The following is a 15628-nucleotide window of genomic DNA, read 5'->3' as shown; positions in this document are numbered from 1 at the left end:
CCCCTCCCTACAGGTACTTGCGGATGGTGGCCCGTGCGAGCACCTGGGCGGGCGACGGGCCGTCAGTCTTCGCGGGCGCCTCGGGGGCGGCGGCGGGCTGCTCGGCCGGCCGGTGGCCGGTCTCCTGCTCGGGGTTGCTCCGGCCCGCGGCCGCGGGGGCGAGGGGCCGGGAAGACTTCTGCGGTTCAGCGGCGGCGAGGACCTCGCCGATGGCGGCGTGCGCGGACACCAGGCGGTCGTAGTGGACGCCGGCGAGGACGCGACCTTCCTTCACGCCGCGGGCGATGTCGGCGGCCTTGGCGGCGAGCAACGCCGTTTCCTGGTTGGCGCCGACCAGACAGGGGCCGACCTCGTAGAGCCGGCTGAAGCGCTTGATCTCGTAGAACTCACCCCAGGGGTGGTTCACCAGGTCGTCCGTGTCGACCCAGCCGCCCTCTCCGACGTCATAGGCAAAGCTGAACTGCTTGATGCGGCGGCCCTTGAGCAGGCCGTGCACGTGCTTGGCCGTCGGGTTGGTGTCCATGTCCTCGATCTGGGCGAGGACCTCCAGGCCCTCGGCCGTCTCCGTGGCCTCCAGGACGCTGCCGATGTGGGCGAACGGGTCGCCCCACTTGTGCGACCAGACCACCGGGATGGGGTCGCCGGAGGCCTTCCACTCGGCGAGGACCTGGGCGAACGCGCCCGGGGCGATGACGTCGCCCATGGAGTCCTCGTTGCCGAAGACACTGACCAGGGCCCGGAACTGGCCTTCCTGGAGTCCATCGGCGGGGCCGGCGGCCTTGATCCGGGCGTGCGCTTCCTTGGTGCGGGGCACGATCAGCCCCCCTCTCGTGTGTAGTCCAGGCGGCAGTTGCAGTTCGCGGTTTCGTCCGCATCGCCGTTCGCGTCGCCTGGCCAGCGCAGGCCGTTGGCGAACGTCTGGCCCAGTTCGACGCTGTCGCCGTTCATGCGCACGTGTGAGGCCCGGGGGTTCTTCCCACCGGTGCGCCACACCTTGTGGGTCAGGCCCGAGGCGCCCGCGGCGTCGTGCGAGCCGAACGACCGGGCCTCGGTCGAGGCGGTGACGGCGCGCACGGCGGCGCCGACCACCCACGACTTGAGGCCGTCGCGCAGGTTGTCGCGCCAGTCGCCGTCCTCGCGCACGGCGGCCGTCGCCGTGGCGTAGGCCGCCTGCTCGTACTGGGCGGCGTGCGACTCGGCGGCCTTGGCCAGCCAGGCCTCCATGACGGCCGGGTCCCAGCCGTCCGCCTCGGGGTTCCATACGCCCAGGACGTCCCAGGCGCCGACCTGCGCGAGGCGGAAGCCGTAGCCCTGGATGAGCGCGGCCAGCTGCTGCTGGCGTTCGGGAGACGAGGCGGCCCACAGGTCGTAGAAGTCGGGCGGGCCGTCGGCCTTGGCGTCGGCCCGCTCCAGCAGGCCGTCGGCCTGGCGCTGCGCCCAGGACGTCAGCGCCGTGGCGAACGCGTCGCGCTCGACGTCGAACGTCCCCAGGTCATCCGGCCGCCCTGCCTTCACCAGGCGCAGACGGCCGAGCGCTTTTGGGGGCTGGTCCTCCGGCTTGGGCGCGGTGTCCGTGGGCGAGGCGAGGCCGCCCACAAGGACGTTCAGCGGGGTCACCAGTTCCTCGGTGCCCTCGACGTGCGGCAGGTTCTGCACGGCGCGGGCCTCGGCCCGGGTCATGTACGGGGCGCCGACGGCAGTCTGGAGCAGGGAGGCCTGCTCGGTGAAGCTGCCGCGCAGCTTGGCCTCCAGGTTGGCCTCGACGTAGAGGTTGCTGCCGGGGGCGAGCAGCGGCACCAACATGGAGTTGAGGACGTCCTGCCACTGGGTGACGTACGGCCCGAGGTTGATGGTGTAGAGCATCTGCCGGAAGGCGTCGATGTTGCTGAAGGTGCCTTCCCGTGCGCCGACCAGCTCGGGGGCGATGTGGTACGCGGAGGCCACTTCAGCGTCGGTCAGCTGACGGCCCTCGATGTCCCTCGTCTCCATGGGGTTGAAGGCGTTGACCGTGACCAGCTTCATGCCGTCTTCCAGGATCGGCGTTCCGCCAGCCTGGCCAGCCCTTCCGATGAAGGCGTTGAAACCGGCGATGAACCGTTCTTTGGCGGTGCCGGACCAGCCGGGGGCGTCCGCCGGCCGCTCGATGACGGCGGGCACTCGGGCGCCGTTCTTCCACACCTGGCGGCGCCACTCGACGGCCTCGGACTGCTCGGCAAGGATCTGCTGCAACGTCGTCATCGGCGACGTGCCGTCCGCGCCGATGGTCGCGTAACCCGAGTCGTACAGGTACGGCGCCGGCAGCATGACGGTCTGCGCCGGCCCGCGCGATGAGATCAGGTACAGGGCCATGGGCTGGTCGTCGTCGTCCGCCAGCACGTGGAAGCGCCGGGCCGGCTTCCGGCGCAACTCCCAACCCGAGGCGGTGTCGGCGCTCGGCAGGACCTGGACACACCACCGGTCGTAAATCAGCCAGTCCACCAGCGTGGCGTGCCACAGCCGGGAAGGCGAGCGGCCCGGGCCTGGCTGGCCGAGCAGCTGCGCCAGCGGGTGATCGGTGACGCGCCGCCGGTCCGTGTCGCTGACCCGCTCGTAGACGTGCCAAGGGAAGGTGCACAGCTGGCGGGCGATGTAGTCGACTACCTTCCGCACGCTGGGCTGGGTCTCCCACACGCGCGCGGCGGCCGCGGTGTCGGAGTAGTTCGACAGCGGCACGCCCGGGTCGACCACACGGATGCCAGCCGCGGACAGGTACGTGCCCAGCTGATTCAGGTCGGCGAACTGCTCGGCTGCCTTGGCGAGCACGGGCACGCCGGCCTGGTCGATGACCTGTCCGGGCCCTGCGGCCTTGCGGCGGCGCGGCCACCAGCGCATGCGCCCACCCCCTTCAGATTGCCTCGAACTCGGCGTCCTCGTAGGCGGACACGCGCTTGGGTGGGCGGGCGAGGACCTCGGACATGGCGTCGCACAGAGCGCTGACGCCGTCGATCTTGTCGCCGCCGTGGGACTTGTCCGGCTTCACGTTCCCGGCGGTGTCGATGGCCACGGCCAGGTTGTCGACCATCCAGGCCATGACGGGGTTGCCGTCGTGGCGCAGCATCGGGCGGCCGCCCTCGCGCACCTGCCGCTGCCCCTGGAGCAGCAGCCGCTGCACGGCCTTCAGCGCGGGGGACATGGACTTGTAGCCCTGGCCGACGCCGACCATCGGCGCCCGCTCGCCCTCCAGGTCGTTGGTCAGCGGGGTGGACGACCAGCGGTCGAACCCAAGGGACTTCACGTCGAACGTGTCCAGGTCCTTACGGATCTGGTCGCCGATCACGCTGTAGTCGGTGACGTTTCCGGGCGTGGTCTTCAGCCAGCCCTCGCGCACCCACACGGACGCGTTGCCAGCCGTGCGCCGGTCGAGGTCCGGGATGTTCTCTTCCGGCGTCCAGAACCTGACGACCAGGTCCACGCTGCCGTCGCGGTCGTCCGGGAACAGCCAGCACAGGGCGTTCAGGTCGGAGACGGCGCCGAGGTCGAGGCCGCCGTAGGCCTCCCGCTCGTGCAGCTTGTCCTCATCGACCAGCGCGCCGTTCGCCGTCCAGGACTCCAGCGTCAGGAACTTGGTGGTCTGCTTGGTGCGGACGCCGCAGTGCAGCCGGAGGAACGACGCCAGTTCGGCCGGCGACTGCTTGGCCTTGTCCGCCGCCGTCCGCAGGTACGCCCTGGTCGGGCTGACGCCGTAGCCGGGGTTCGCCTTCTTCCAGGTCGCCTCATTGAACGGGTCGTCCCCCCGCTCGGCGGCGAACACGACGCCGTAGACAGCGGGCGCGGCGAACGCGCCGCGGGCCAGCTGCTCGACCCGCTCGCGCTTCCGGTGGTAGACCGACTGTCGGTTACCGGCGTCCGCGGTCGTGATGATGAAGATGAGCGGCTGACGGCGGGAGCCGGTGCCGCTCTCGATGGTCTCCACCAGCTCGGGCGACTTGTGCTCGTGCAGTTCGTCCACGATGCCGCCGTGCAGGTTCAGACCGTGCTGCGCGCCGGCGAGGGACGACACCGGCTTGAAGTAGGAGTCCGACTTGGGGTGAAGGATCACGCCCGCCAGCGGCTGCATGACGCGCTTCAGCGCCGGCGACTTCTCCACGATGGCCTTGACCGGTTTGAACAGCAGGCCGGCCTGCTCCTTGGTGACGGCCGCGGTGATGACCTGGGCGCCAGGCTCGTTGTCCGCGGCCATCAGGTACAGGGCGATGCCGCCCGCCAGCGTGGTCTTCCCGTTCTTGCGCGGGACGTCCACGTAGACCTCGCGGATGATCCGCACGTACATGTCGGCGTCGTCGTCCCACTGCACCCAGCCGAAGATGGGCGCCAGGATGTAGGCGACCTGCCACGGGTCGGGGCGCAGCGGCTGGCCGGCCAGCGCACCCTGGGTGTGGCGCAGCTGCTCGAACGCTCGCAGGACGCGGTCAACGCGCTCGGCGTCGAACACGGCCCCGGGCACGTCCCGCGGTTCCGGGGTCTTGATCAGCGGCGGGGAGTCGGGTAGCGGTATGCCGCGCTCGACCAGGTACCAGGCGACTTCCGGGCTGAGCTTCAGCCGGGCCAGCAGGTCCTCGTCCAGGTACGCCGCGGGGACGTCGCTACCCGAAGGGGTTGTCCGGGTCTGGCTCATGCTCAGACCCCCTCGCCAGCTGCTGCTCGGTCGAGGGCGTCAGACCGAAGTGCGCCGCCCACGCGCGCAGCTCACGACCGGCCGCACGCGCGATGCCGACCGCGGGGTGGGGCAGGGTGCCCTGCTTGGCCTCGAACGTCAGGCCCTCCCGCTGTACCTGCTCGGTCGCCTCGCGGAAGGTGGCCCAGGCCTCGCAGTACGCCGCCAGGGCGCCGCGGTCCTCGGGCTTCAGCAGGTCGAGGCGAGAGAGGCCAGGAACGACGCGGTCCCACTCGGCGCGGGCCTCGTCCGACAGCCAGGCCGGCGCCTCGGGCGGCAGCCGCTTGAAGGCCGGACCGGGGTTGACCGTGCGGCCGGCGGAGTCCTTGCCGGGCGCGCGGCCCTTGATCAGCTTCAGGGTGGCAGGTTGCGGTGTGCGGCCCATGGCCGGTGACCCCCCCTCGGGATTCTGTGCACGCACGCGCCGAGCTGACGGCGCCGGGTCCCCAGACGATCAGGCTGGAGATCCAGACTCCCCTTCCCCCGGGAAGGCACGGGGGAGGTCGTCCACGACGCCGCCGGTGAGCAGGTACAGCCCTGCCTCGCGGAGCAGGCCGCCGAGCTGCTCGCGCACCTCGCCGAGGTCGACGCCGTCGGGGTGGACGGCCACGGTCAGCGTGCCGACCTCCGTGCGGACCTCGACGCCGTCGGGCAGCTCGGTGACCAGGTGGACAGGGCTGCTGATCTCAGCGGGCATGGGTGAGCCTCCATGGGTCAGCGAGGCCTGCGCCGTGCCTTGTTGGCGCGCGCGGCCTCGGCCTTGGACTTGACGAGGTGGCACGGCTCGCAGATCAGCCCGAGGTTGTCGAGGTCCTCGACGGCGCCGCCCTCGAACAGTGGCGTGATGTGGTCCAGCTGGTGCTGGTGCTCGCCGTCGGGGTCGTCGTCCTGGTCGGGCTGCTCGATGCCGCATCGGTAGCAACAGCCGTTGTCCCGCTCGGCCACGCGTCGCTTCAGCGTGCGCCATCTGCCCGAGCTGATGCCGTACCGCGCGGCCTTGTCGTCCCTGCCTGCCCACGGGATGGGCTGGTGATCGTCGCACCTGCCGCGCTTGGTGGCGAACAGGGAGCACCGGGGTTCGGTACAGCGAGAGGGGGGCCGGGTGGGCACCGGGGTACCTCCCGGGGGGTGGGTAGCCCTGGGGGGCTACTCGGCTGGGGGTGGGGGCAGTTGGGGGTGCGTGTCGCATGCGCCCTTGAGGCAGGTCCCGTGTCCCTCGCTGACGATGTGGATGTGCTTGCCCTGCCTGGCGAGCAGGTGGGCAGCCTCGGCGGCGCTACGGGGCGCCTGGGTGCCGCTGTTGTATGGGGCGGACATGGCGCCTCCGGGCATGACAAAGGCCCCGCTGGTGGGCGGGGCCTCGGGTGTCTGTGGCGTCCGTTTCGGGACACAGTTGTACGCCGAGATCGTTACACGCTGCTGACCTGCGGTCAAGCAGCTGCCCGAGCGCGACGCTTGGCGTCGAGGGCCTGGACGTCGCCCACGGCGAACCAGGGCTGGCGCTCGGTACCTCCGGCGCGCTCCAGCTGGCCACGGCGGACCAGCTGTCGGACGCCGCCCAGGCCGATGCCGAGGACGCGCGCGGTCTGGTGCGCGGTGAGGTAGCCGGGGCGGATGTTCTGCTGCTCCATGCCTCCATGATGCGGCAGCAGAACGGCCCCCGACGGATGGTGTCAGGGGCCGGTGTCAGGGGGCCGCCTGACACCCATATCCCTAGGTAGATCGGGTGTCAGGCGGTCGTGACGCTGTCAGGCGTCAGGCAGGCGTCAGGGTGGGCACGATGCGCCAGCGGCCGGTCTGGCTGGTGGGCTCCAGCCGGCCATCCTCGGCCGCTTCCTTCAGCCGTGCGGACACCCAAGGACGGGAGTAGCCGTTGCTGTCGCACCAGTCCATGAAGTCCTTGGGCCCTACGACCATCTGCCCCTTGCGCTCGAACTCCGCCAAGGCCTCGGCGAGCAGGCGCCTGGCTTCCTCGGGGTCCGGCTTGTGGCCGGCCTCCGGGGCCACCAGGGGCGTGTCGTCGCCGTCCTCGACCTCGGGCAGTTCGGCCTCGGGGTCAATGCCGCTGTCCTCCGGGTCCACCAGGGAGTCGGTCACGTCCTCGCCTTCCTCGACGGCAGGGGCCGCCTGGTCGTGGTGGGCAGCGACCGCGCGGCCGGTGTAGATCTGTCCGGCGACGCTGGCGGCCGCCGCTGCGGTCACAGGGTCAATGCCCATGCGGATGGGCTCGAACGCCCGGGCCACCCACTCCAGCGACACCGGGTCGTTGCGGAAGGTGCGGGACGGGGTCGACCACAGTTCCTCGTCCACACCAGCGCTGACCAGGTAGCAGTAGCCGGGCCGCTTGTTGCCCCAGGCGCCGGGGTTCGCTCCGGCGTCGAGGACCTCCGAGGGCAGCGCGAATCCGGCGTCCCGCTCGTCCACGCCGAAGCACAGGGCCGAGGGGAGGCTGGCCCGGGTGTCGGTGCTGATCTGGTAGCCGGAGGCGCGCTGCATGGAGATGACCAGGGACGCGCCGGCCGAGCGCGCTTCCTGGGCGATGCCGGTGAAGGCGTCGTCATCGGTGGCGCGCAGGGTGTTGGCCGCTTCCTCGAACCAGGCGAGCAGGTACGGCATGCCGGGGCATCCGCAGGCCGTGCCCTGCTGGCAGGAGTGGGCGGGGTCGTTCTGCACCTCGGCGGCCGCAGGCTCCCACGACCGGTAGGAGTGCGCGCCCAGCCACTTCTGGCGGGCGGGAACGGCCACCTTCAGGGCCTCGATCATGATTTCCGCGCCAGCGGCGTCTTCCACCACCCAGTCGCAGGCCGGGAAGGCCTCGCCGAGGTCCTGGCCGCGCTTGGGGTCGGACAGCCATACGGCGACGTCACGGCGGGTCAGCACCTCGCACATCACGTCCATGGCGCCCTCGGTCTTCCCTGCGCCGGTCACGCCCATGATGAGCAGGTGAATGGCCTGGGCCAGGGTGAGGACGAGGGGGCGGCCGTCGTCGTAGACGCCGATGACCAGCGGTTCAGCGATCGATCCGGCGGGGGAGGACGGACCGGGGTACCAGATCACTTCCTTCAGCATGTCGAGCGGGACGACCGTGAAGGTGCCGCGCCGGGCCGAGTCGGGGTCGGGCCGGTTGCGCACGGCGCTGGCGGGGACGTCGAGGGCCGAGGCGATGAGCGGCAGGGCCTTGGACACGTCCTGGTTGGTGCCCTCGCCGGCGGGGAGGGCGTAGGGCACGCTGACCTTGTTGGGCTCGACCTTGACGTTGCCCAGCTTGGTGCGGGCCAGGCCTACCTTGGCCAGCAGGCCCTTGTCGCTGTCCTCGCCGCTGACGGCCTCGGGGTTGCGGCGCATGACCATGCGGACGTTCCAGGTCAGCGCCAGGGTCGGGCCGAACATCCAGTACAGGTCATCGATCGGTCCCGCGGTCGGCCCGGACAGGCAGGCCGCGGTGAGCCAGGCCGAGCTGGCGGCCACGGTGATGGCCGAGTGCAGCTGTCGCTGCCTGCTGGTCGTCCGTCCCGCCCACCAGGTCGCCCCGGTGAGCGCCACGGACGCGAGGGTGAGGCCTGCGCCGGCGTACGGCGCGTCTGCCCACTTCCAGTGGCCGAGCGCGGCGGCCCCGAGCACTCCGCCCATGCCCAGCCACGGGGGCAGGTGGGGCTTGGCCCGGTGCAGCAGGTACTTGCCGACGCCGCCGGCGTCCGAGCTGCCGCGCAGCTGGTCCTCGTGCTGCTGGTCGGCGGTGTTCTTCTCTCCCATGGCCAAGCCTCCTTACTGGTCAGCCCAGTTGACGCGCGGCTGCTGGGGGCGCCGGGCGCGGTGACGGACGGATTCGATCTCCTGCTTGAACTCCTGAGTGTAGGACGAGTACGCGGCGGCGGCGTTCTTCGCGGCCGCGGCCAGGCCGTCCGCGGCCTTGTCCAGCTTCCGCGCTACCCGCTGGGCGCGACGCTGGGAGCCGAACGCGCGGCCCTCAGGGTCCGGGACCTGGGACAACGTGGCCTTGAGGATCTGCGCGCCCATCGACACCTCGATGGCCAGGGCGACGGCGGCCGCGCGGACGGCGTTGCAGTAGTTGCGGGTCTGGGCGGGCGAGTAGAACTCCGGGGCCGGCAGCAGGTTGCGGCTGTTGCCCTGGCCGCCGCCCTGCTGGGCGGGGGCGCCGTTGGTGGTGGTCTTGTTGGCGTTCACGTTGACCGTGAAGCCGGGGGCGAAGGTGGCGCCGAAGTTCTTGGCGCCCTTGGCCTGGGAGCCGTTCGCGCCGCTGGCCGGGGCGCCCTTGGTGGTGTTCGTCATGGGTGGGTCCTCCTCGGCCGTCAGCGGCCGTTGGTGAAGTCGCGGTAGAGGGAGCGCAGGACCAGAAAGCAGCCGGTCGCGCAGGTTGCGCCGATGGCCACGGCGATGGCCGCCATGGCGAACGCGAGGGCGAGGGCGCATGCGACGCATCCGCCCACACAGGCCAGGCCGCCGATGGTCCACCACTTCCGGGCGTCGAACGGCTGCTGGGGCTTCTGATCGTGCTGGCACTGCTGGGGCTGGATGGCCTGGGCGATGGTCTGCGCGACCAGGACGGCCTTGACCAGCTCCAGCTCACGGGAGTCCTGGCCTGCCTCGGCGGCCGCGGCAAGGGCGTTCGTCAGGGCGTCGTTGGTGTCGGTCACCGGTACCACCTGCCGAATCGGGACCGGCGGGCGCCGACGGCGAGGCCGCCGCCGAACGCCCAGACGATGGGTTCGGTGATCACGGACAGGGCCAGCTGCGGGAAGGTTGCGGCCAGCACGATCAGCAGGGCGATCAGGGGCCAGCGCATCAGGCGTATCCCCCGTTCCCCTCGTCGCGCGTCACCGGTGGCGCTGTCTCCTGGGGAGGCTTCTTCGCGGCCCTCGACAGCGCGGTGCGCACGTAGTTCGGAGCGACGACCAGGCGCCGGTGTCGGGCGACGTGCTCGGCGATGGCCTCGGCCTTGGCGTCCGGTCCGAGGATGGATGCGGCTTCCTCGACGGCGCCCTGGAGGTCGACGGGCGGCAGCGCGCTGACCTGCTGCGCATCAGCCGCATCAGGTCGATGCACCTCGTAGGCGGAGGGCTGCTCGCCGAGGACCAGGGCGACGGCGACGGGGTCCACGGTCAGGCCGTAGGCGCCCAGCACTCCGGCCAGCTCTGCGGGGGCCGCATCAGGTCGCGCATCAGCTGCAAGCCGGATCGCATCCGCCGGGTCCATCTGGGCGAAGCGGACGCGCAGCACCTCGGTCGCGTTGTGCGTCCGGGGCGCCTCGGACTGCTGCTCGGCGGCCGCCGGGGCCTGCTCGATGGCCGCTGGGGCCTGCTCGCCGGCGTACATGTCGCCCAGCGCCGTGTCGGCGCCCTCGGTGAGGCGGACGCGCTGCACCTGGACGAGGTCGGCGCCCAGCGCGGCGTCGCCGACGCCGACCTGCTCGGCCAGCTTCCAGGACTCCCGCAGGGCGGCCTGCCGGGTCTTCTCGTCGGGGTGGTTCCGGGCGACGGCCTGCTGGTAGGCCAGCCGCTGGACGGCGTCCGCGTTCCGGCGCTGCACCTCGGCGTCCACACCGGTGCGGAAGACCACGATGCGGCGCGCGATGAGGCCGAGGCCCTCGGCGGCGCCGGACATGGCGAGCGGGGTCACGGCGTACACAACGGCCTCGGCCGTGGTGGTGGCGATGGACAGGCCAGTCAGGCACGCGCCCATCGGGGCCAGCCACAGGCCGACCCGTACGACCGTGGGGGAGGACTGGCCGAGCATCGTCAGGCCGAGCATCGTCAGCGCGAGGACGAGGGCGAGGCCCTCTCCGGCGGCGACGACGCCGGCCGCGGTCGCGCCGCGGTGGAACTGGGCCATGACGTTGGTGTAGGTGCCCCATGCGCCGAAGCCTCCGACGGCGGCCATGATGACGGCGGCCGCGCCGAGGACGACACCCTGCCCGGTGGACAGTTCGCGCGTGCTCACAGCTGCTCACCCACCGGGGCGTCGAGGGCGCGGAGCAGGATACGCAGGGCCTCGGCGAGGCCGCCGTGGGCCTGGGCGTAGGCGAAGATGTCGGCGCTGTCGACGGTGCCGTAGGCGTCGAGCATGCGCTGGCCGACCCTGATGGCCGTGGCCAGGTCGGCGGGGTCGCGCAGCTGGTCGCGGACGGCGTCGGCGGCGACGCCCCAGAGGGGTTCGCGCACGGACTGCCGGGACAGTTCGGCGCCCTTGTAGTCGGCGGCGCACTGCTGGAGCAGCGCGGCGGCGCCCTGGCCGGCAGGCGGCCGCGGGGCGATAGGGTTCCGCTGGGTCATGAGGTGCACTCCTCGTGATCAAGTGGTGATCCCCGGCGGCCGGTAGCGTCGGCTGGCCGGGGGTTGCCCGCTTTCCGGGCTATTCAGTTGTGCTCGGGGAGCCGGCCGGGCGTAGCGTTCCCGTTCCGTGCTCGCGGATGGACCTTCGTACTGCGCTTGGGCTGATGCCGAGGTCCCGGGCGACTTCCGACTTGCTGCCCAGTTCCCTCACGCCGTCTTCGAGCGCTGCCGCTCGCCTCCGGGCGCTTGCTGAGATCAGGTCCAGCAGGTGTTTCTGTTGCTGGTCCTCGGCCTCAACCCTCGCGCGCCAAGTGGTAGTTGGCACGCTGGCCACAGTACCCGAACCCTAGTGTTCTAGGCAACGGTCTGGTCCGGCTGGAAGTGGTGCAACAGCAGGAACTCCGAGGGCTGATAGACGTACCGGCACCATCGGCACGTCAGCGCCGTCTCGCCCTCGTACAGCCGCAGGACGGCCCCGCACACCTCGCCGTCCTGGTTGAGGGCGACGCAGTACCCGAAGCGGCGGCCGCGCTCGCGCGGGTCGCGCGGGTCCACGATGGACAGGACCTCGCCTTCCAGGCGCCGCATGTCCTTGGCGAACTCACCAGCCGGCCACCAGTAGGCGGCCATCCATTCCAGGTTCACGACCAGGGCCCGGGCGGCGGCCTCGACCCGCGCGGCGAACCCCTCGCCGTCCGGCCGGTCCTTCACGGGTCGCGCCCAGCCGCGGTCCACGCGCATGGCGCTGTACCAGTCCTCAAGGGTGCCGACGATGCCGCCGACGGCGCGCAGGCTCAGCGCGTCCTCGGAGGCGGGCAGCGGGGCCTCGACCATCGGCGTGCGGCCGTATACCGGGCTGGCGCTGCTGCCCGGGGCCAGGAAGTCCTCCAGGGAGCGCCACAGGCCGGGCATCCGGTTGAGCCGCTCCAGGGTGGCGAGGGTGCAGCCGGGGCACAGGTGCCCGTGCTCCAGCTGCTCCTCGCACAGTCCGCAGATGTTCACGGTGCGCTGTTCTCCTCGGGGTCGGCCAGGCGGTGCCGGACGTGCGCGGCGACGGGATGCACGGCGGTGCGGTCGTGAATCAACTCCCGCAGGCCCTGGTCCAGCTGGTCACACCAGGTGGTCAGCCGCTCCAGGGCGGCCTCGGCCGCTACGGCTCGGGCCTTCCACTCGTCCCCGCGGCGCCAGCCTCGGTTCGCGTTCTCGTACAGGGCGTCCAGGGCGGGGTCGGTGATGCTGCTGGCGGTGTGGCGCTTCATGCGGCCTGGTCCTTCCGGGTGCAGTGGTGCGTGTCGTGCTCGGTGCCGTGGGACTCCCAGGCGCGCAGGCAGCAGGACCGTTCGAGGTCGGCCCAGCCCAGGGCGGCGTCGTCCTGCTGCGCTCGGAGGCGCGCGGCGCGCTCGGCCCTGACGGCGGCCGCGCGGCGTTCGTCCGCGGCGGTGTACTCCCGCGCGACGGCGACGCCGAGCAGCAGCGAGACGGCGAACAGGCCGGCGGCGTACCAGGGGGCGCCGTTGCGCGCGCTGTTGAGGCCACAGTGGGCGGCGAGCATGCCGCCGAGGACGTACGCCCAGCACATGAAGCGGGCGGTGCGGTCGAGTACCTGGTGAGACTTCATGCTGTCCTCCGTGATGGGATGGGTGGGAGGTCCGGGCCTGATAGCGACAGGCCCGGACCGTTTACGCGGCGACCTCGAACGGCGCGGCCGCCGGCACCGGGATGCCGGTAGCTGCGGACAGGACGTGCAGGGCGAGCAGCCGCGGCACGGCGTTGCCGACCTGCCGAAACTGGGAAGTGCGGGTCCCGTGGAACGGGTAGTCAGCGCGGAAGGACTGCAAGACGGCCGCTTCCTCGACGCACAGGGGCCGCTCGGTGTCGTCGCCCACCCACTTGCACAGGTCCGCGCGGCTGGTGATCGTGAACGCCGGTTGCTCCAGGGAGCGTTCCGCGCGTCCGACACCAGCGACCGACTGCCCGCTGCGCAGCACCCACGACCGCGCGCGGCCGGTCAGTGCGTTGCACGGGCCGTCCGCGGAGAATTCGTTGCCCCCAGCCGCGCGGCCCTTGGCGTCCTTGGGGCGGTCGCCCCGGGTGTTCACGGTCACCCCGGGCGGCAGGCCCAGGGCGTCGGCCATGGACACCCACTTGTCCAGGCAGACGCCGAACAGGTCCAGCAGGGGCTTCTCGGCGTGGGTCGGCTCTGGCGCGGTGACTCGGCGGACGCGGGAGGCAATGAGGATGGCGCGCTTCCGGGTCTGGGGCACGCCGTAGTCAGCGGCGTTGAGGACTCCGGCCCACGTGCTGTAGCCCCAGCCGCGGAGCAGCCCTGCGTACTGCTGCCACAGGGGCAGGACGCCCGGGACCTGCTCCAGGCAGACCCACTCCGGGCGGAGGTCGTACAGCCAGCGCATCGGCTCGGCCGCCAGAATCGACTTCTCGTCCTTGCATGCGGCCGCCAGCTCGGCCCGGGTGTCTCGGCCGTGGGCCAGGTCGTGAATCGCCTGGTGGACGTGCGGCAGGTCGATGATGCCCCTGCGGCTGCCGGCCTGCGAGTAGGGGGTGCAGACGGGCGACCCCTTCACGCCGACCGTGCGGCCGACGAGGGGGGCCGTGGGGTACTGGGTCACGTCGCACTGGATGACGGGGTGTCCGGCGGCGTGCGAGGTGCGGGCGGCGTCGCCGTCCAACTCGAAACCGACGTCCCGCAGGCCGAGCTGTCGGGCGGCCTCCCTCCAGCCGCCGGGGCCGGAGAACAGGTCAGTGATGATGTCCGGGCGCATGGCGCGTCCTCTCTGGGGTGGGTGGACACCGGCCTGATAGCGACAGGCCGGGGGAGTCACGCGGCGGGAAGGATCAGCTGGCCGAGGACGCTGCCGACGCGGTCCTGGTCGATGAGGTCGGCGACGTCGCCGGCGGTGCTTCCGCGCGGGACCTTGAGGCCGAGGCGGCGGCAGAGGCCGAGCTGCTTGGAGGTCGGCTGTCCGGCCCTCCAGCGGGCCTGACGGGCGACGAACACCCCGGGCACGATGGTGCGGGCTTGCATCTCCAGCCAGGTCAGGGCCTCGGACAGCGGCCGCGGCGTGTCGTCCTTGGGCGGGCAGACGCCTTCCGCCTCGGTCCAGCGGCGCATCCGGTACAGCCGGGTCCCGGGGTCGCGGACGAGGAACAGGAACATCTGGTTCGTCAGGCGGATGAACCAGGTGCCGTCCTCGGTCCGGAGCCAGCGGATAGCCGACTGCCCGAACGCGTTGAACTCCTCGGCCTCGACGCGGGCCGCCATGGTGTGCCGGCGCTCGGTGGCCTCCGCTTCCTCGGCCAGCTGCCGGAGCGTCTTGCCGTCCTCGACCTGGCCGACCTCCCGCCCGGTCAGGTCGACCATGGAGGCCAGCTTGTGCCGGGTCGAGGCACCCATGACGTCGAGCAGCAGGGCGTCCGACTTCCCGGGGGCGGGGCGCAGGCCTCGGCCGGCCATCTGGACGTAGAGGCCGGGCGACTGGGTGGGGCGAGCGATGACCACACAGCTGGTGTGCGGGGCGTCGAACCCTTCCGTCAGGACGGCGCAGTTGGTGAGCACCTGGACGTCGCCGGCCTCGTACCGGGCCAGGGTTTCCCGGCGGTCGTCGCGGCTCATCTCGCCCCAGACCGGGGCCGCGGAGATGCCGGCCGCCCGCATGGCCTCGGCGGCCTGCTGGGCCGTGGCCACGGTGGGGGTGAAGACGATGCCGGCCCGGTCCGCGGCGTGGTCGGCGTAGGCCTTGGCGATGGCGTCGATGGCGCCGGAGTCCTCCAGGGCCTGGCCCAGCTGGCCGTCGACCAGGTCGCCGTTGCGGGTGCGGACCTTGTCGAGGTCCAGGGTGTCCACGGTGATGCGCAGGCCCCGGACGTCGCACAGGTACCCGTCGGTGATCATGTCGAGGATGTCGAGGGTGTAGACGACCTCTTGCCAGACCTCGGACAGGCCGCCGTCGGTGCGCGTCATCGTGGCGGTCACGCCCGCGGTCGGTACGCCGCGCCAGGCGCCGAAGTGGTCGAGGACCTCCATGTAGGTGCGCGCGGCGCCGTGGTGGCACTCGTCCACCACGACCAGACCGATGTCGCGGATGGCTTCCCGACGCTTGGGCACGGCCAGGGTCTGGATGCTCGCCACGATCACGTCAACGTCGTGGTGTTCGTCGCGCTCGGCCTTGACGATGCCGACGCGCAGGGCGGGGTCGACGGCGCGCAGCTTGGCGGCCGCCTGCTCCAGCAGTTCCTCGCGGTGCGCGATGACGAGGGCGCGGCGGCCGTTGAGGCCGTCGAGCAGCTGGTGCACCAGGTTGGCGATGATCACGGTTTTTCCGGCGCCGGTCGGCAGCACGATGGCGAGCCGGTTGTGGGGGCCGGCCCAGCCGTCGGTGAGTGCCTTGATGGCCTCGACCTGGTACGGGCGGGGGGTGAAGGTCTGCGGTACGGCGGTGGCGGTGGCGGTGCTCATGGTTCACCTCGGTTCGGTTGCTGGGGGTTTGCAGGGAGTGCAGGGACCTGCGGGGGGTGATGCGGGGAGTGCGCTGCGGTCCCTGCTGCGGTCTGATCTGCGGTTTTGCAGGGAGGCAGGGAGTTGCAGGGAGTTGTGCTCAGGTCTTCGCAGTGAGGGAGTCGGGCAACG

The 15628-nt window shown here is 71.7% G+C and carries 19 protein-coding genes; all 19 read right to left on the bottom strand.

What is annotated here, in order from left to right; genetic code table 11:
• Window positions 1-7 precede the first annotated feature (7 nt).
• Window positions 8-814: an HK97 family phage prohead protease gene (locus ACFYZZ_RS21910; RefSeq protein ID WP_389178418.1), complete on the bottom strand. Its 807-nt coding sequence runs from the start codon at window positions 812-814 to the stop codon at window positions 8-10.
• A 2-nt stretch (window positions 815-816) separates the two neighbouring features.
• Window positions 817-2871, bottom strand: coding sequence for a phage portal protein (locus ACFYZZ_RS21905; RefSeq protein ID WP_389178415.1), 2055 nt, complete (start codon window positions 2869-2871; stop codon window positions 817-819).
• A 13-nt stretch (window positions 2872-2884) separates the two neighbouring features.
• Entirely contained in the window at window positions 2885-4654 is a 1770-nt protein-coding gene (locus tag ACFYZZ_RS21900) for a terminase large subunit (protein ID WP_389178413.1), read from the bottom strand.
• Window positions 4623-5078 carry a phage terminase small subunit P27 family gene (locus ACFYZZ_RS21895; protein WP_389178410.1) on the bottom strand — a complete coding sequence of 152 codons (456 nt, stop codon included), beginning with the start codon at window positions 5076-5078 and terminating at the stop codon, window positions 4623-4625. The genes ACFYZZ_RS21900 and ACFYZZ_RS21895 overlap by 32 nt, the downstream gene beginning before the upstream one ends.
• A 69-nt stretch (window positions 5079-5147) precedes the next feature.
• Window positions 5148-5390 (bottom strand): hypothetical protein, encoded by a 243-nt coding sequence (locus ACFYZZ_RS21890; protein WP_389178408.1) that lies wholly within the window; start codon window positions 5388-5390, stop codon window positions 5148-5150.
• Window positions 5391-5407: 17 nt separating this feature from the next.
• Complete coding sequence (locus ACFYZZ_RS21885; protein ID WP_389178405.1) at window positions 5408-5803, bottom strand: HNH endonuclease; 396 nt, start codon at window positions 5801-5803, stop codon at window positions 5408-5410.
• Window positions 5804-5839: 36 nt separating this feature from the next.
• A complete protein-coding gene (locus ACFYZZ_RS21880; RefSeq protein ID WP_389178402.1) occupies window positions 5840-6010 on the bottom strand; it encodes a hypothetical protein in 171 nt (56 codons plus the stop codon).
• A gap of 113 nt (window positions 6011-6123) precedes the next feature.
• Entirely contained in the window at window positions 6124-6324 is a 201-nt protein-coding gene (locus ACFYZZ_RS21875; protein ID WP_389178399.1) for a hypothetical protein, read from the bottom strand.
• A 124-nt stretch (window positions 6325-6448) separates the two neighbouring features.
• Window positions 6449-8446 carry a plasmid transfer protein TraB gene (gene traB, locus ACFYZZ_RS21870; protein ID WP_389178396.1) on the bottom strand — a complete coding sequence of 666 codons (1998 nt, stop codon included), beginning with the start codon at window positions 8444-8446 and terminating at the stop codon, window positions 6449-6451.
• A 12-nt stretch (window positions 8447-8458) separates the two neighbouring features.
• Window positions 8459-8983 carry a plasmid transfer protein TraA gene (gene traA, locus ACFYZZ_RS21865; protein WP_389178393.1) on the bottom strand — a complete coding sequence of 175 codons (525 nt, stop codon included), beginning with the start codon at window positions 8981-8983 and terminating at the stop codon, window positions 8459-8461.
• A 20-nt stretch (window positions 8984-9003) separates the two neighbouring features.
• The gene (locus tag ACFYZZ_RS21860; RefSeq protein ID WP_389178390.1) at window positions 9004-9348 is read right to left on the bottom strand and encodes a hypothetical protein; all 345 of its coding nucleotides are present in this window, start codon (window positions 9346-9348) and stop codon (window positions 9004-9006) included.
• Window positions 9345-9497 (bottom strand): hypothetical protein, encoded by a 153-nt coding sequence (locus ACFYZZ_RS21855; RefSeq protein WP_389178388.1) that lies wholly within the window; start codon window positions 9495-9497, stop codon window positions 9345-9347. The genes ACFYZZ_RS21860 and ACFYZZ_RS21855 overlap by 4 nt, the downstream gene beginning before the upstream one ends.
• Window positions 9497-10651, bottom strand: coding sequence for a hypothetical protein (locus ACFYZZ_RS21850; protein WP_389178386.1), 1155 nt, complete (start codon window positions 10649-10651; stop codon window positions 9497-9499). Before ACFYZZ_RS21850 ends, ACFYZZ_RS21855 begins: the two co-directional genes overlap by 1 nt.
• Window positions 10648-10983: a hypothetical protein gene (locus tag ACFYZZ_RS21845; protein ID WP_389178384.1), complete on the bottom strand. Its 336-nt coding sequence runs from the start codon at window positions 10981-10983 to the stop codon at window positions 10648-10650. The genes ACFYZZ_RS21850 and ACFYZZ_RS21845 overlap by 4 nt, the downstream gene beginning before the upstream one ends.
• Before the next feature lie 354 nt (window positions 10984-11337).
• On the bottom strand, window positions 11338-11985 hold the full coding sequence (locus tag ACFYZZ_RS21840) for a hypothetical protein (RefSeq protein ID WP_389178381.1): 648 nt from the start codon (window positions 11983-11985) through the stop codon (window positions 11338-11340).
• Complete coding sequence (locus ACFYZZ_RS21835; RefSeq protein ID WP_389178378.1) at window positions 11982-12242, bottom strand: hypothetical protein; 261 nt, start codon at window positions 12240-12242, stop codon at window positions 11982-11984. The genes ACFYZZ_RS21840 and ACFYZZ_RS21835 overlap by 4 nt, the downstream gene beginning before the upstream one ends.
• Window positions 12239-12601, bottom strand: coding sequence for a hypothetical protein (locus tag ACFYZZ_RS21830; protein ID WP_389178375.1), 363 nt, complete (start codon window positions 12599-12601; stop codon window positions 12239-12241). Before ACFYZZ_RS21830 ends, ACFYZZ_RS21835 begins: the two co-directional genes overlap by 4 nt.
• A 61-nt stretch (window positions 12602-12662) precedes the next feature.
• Window positions 12663-13763 carry a DNA cytosine methyltransferase gene (locus tag ACFYZZ_RS21825; RefSeq protein WP_389178372.1) on the bottom strand — a complete coding sequence of 367 codons (1101 nt, stop codon included), beginning with the start codon at window positions 13761-13763 and terminating at the stop codon, window positions 12663-12665.
• A gap of 56 nt (window positions 13764-13819) precedes the next feature.
• Entirely contained in the window at window positions 13820-15457 is a 1638-nt protein-coding gene (locus ACFYZZ_RS21820) for a DEAD/DEAH box helicase (protein ID WP_389178369.1), read from the bottom strand.
• Window positions 15458-15628: the final 171 nt, after the last annotated feature.

This window comes from Streptomyces sp. NPDC001816, assembly GCF_042892235.1.
In the GTDB taxonomy this organism is placed as follows: Bacteria; Actinomycetota; Actinomycetes; order Streptomycetales; family Streptomycetaceae; genus Streptomyces.
The sequence above is the reverse complement of the archived record's forward strand: the minus strand, read 5'-3'. Positions and strand labels throughout refer to the sequence as shown.

What these genes read in the sequence shown, in the direction of transcription:
- ACFYZZ_RS21905 (WP_389178415.1), bottom strand. Translation starts at nt 2,871, where the DNA reads ATGCGCTGGTGGCCGCGCCGCCGCAAGGCCGCAGGGCCCGGACAGGTC.
- traB (WP_389178396.1), bottom strand. Translation starts at nt 8,446, where the DNA reads ATGGGAGAGAAGAACACCGCCGACCAGCAGCACGAGGACCAGCTGCGC.
- ACFYZZ_RS21830 (WP_389178375.1), bottom strand. Translation starts at nt 12,601, where the DNA reads ATGAAGTCTCACCAGGTACTCGACCGCACCGCCCGCTTCATGTGCTGG.
- ACFYZZ_RS21820 (WP_389178369.1), bottom strand. Translation starts at nt 15,457, where the DNA reads ATGAGCACCGCCACCGCCACCGCCGTACCGCAGACCTTCACCCCCCGC.
- ACFYZZ_RS21855 (WP_389178388.1), bottom strand. Translation starts at nt 9,497, where the DNA reads ATGCGCTGGCCCCTGATCGCCCTGCTGATCGTGCTGGCCGCAACCTTC.
- ACFYZZ_RS21825 (WP_389178372.1), bottom strand. Translation starts at nt 13,763, where the DNA reads ATGCGCCCGGACATCATCACTGACCTGTTCTCCGGCCCCGGCGGCTGG.
- ACFYZZ_RS21890 (WP_389178408.1), bottom strand. Translation starts at nt 5,390, where the DNA reads ATGCCCGCTGAGATCAGCAGCCCTGTCCACCTGGTCACCGAGCTGCCC.
- traA (WP_389178393.1), bottom strand. Translation starts at nt 8,983, where the DNA reads ATGACGAACACCACCAAGGGCGCCCCGGCCAGCGGCGCGAACGGCTCC.
- ACFYZZ_RS21900 (WP_389178413.1), bottom strand. Translation starts at nt 4,654, where the DNA reads ATGAGCCAGACCCGGACAACCCCTTCGGGTAGCGACGTCCCCGCGGCG.
- ACFYZZ_RS21845 (WP_389178384.1), bottom strand. Translation starts at nt 10,983, where the DNA reads ATGACCCAGCGGAACCCTATCGCCCCGCGGCCGCCTGCCGGCCAGGGC.
- ACFYZZ_RS21895 (WP_389178410.1), bottom strand. Translation starts at nt 5,078, where the DNA reads ATGGGCCGCACACCGCAACCTGCCACCCTGAAGCTGATCAAGGGCCGC.
- ACFYZZ_RS21835 (WP_389178378.1), bottom strand. Translation starts at nt 12,242, where the DNA reads ATGAAGCGCCACACCGCCAGCAGCATCACCGACCCCGCCCTGGACGCC.
- ACFYZZ_RS21875 (WP_389178399.1), bottom strand. Translation starts at nt 6,324, where the DNA reads ATGGAGCAGCAGAACATCCGCCCCGGCTACCTCACCGCGCACCAGACC.
- ACFYZZ_RS21880 (WP_389178402.1), bottom strand. Translation starts at nt 6,010, where the DNA reads ATGTCCGCCCCATACAACAGCGGCACCCAGGCGCCCCGTAGCGCCGCC.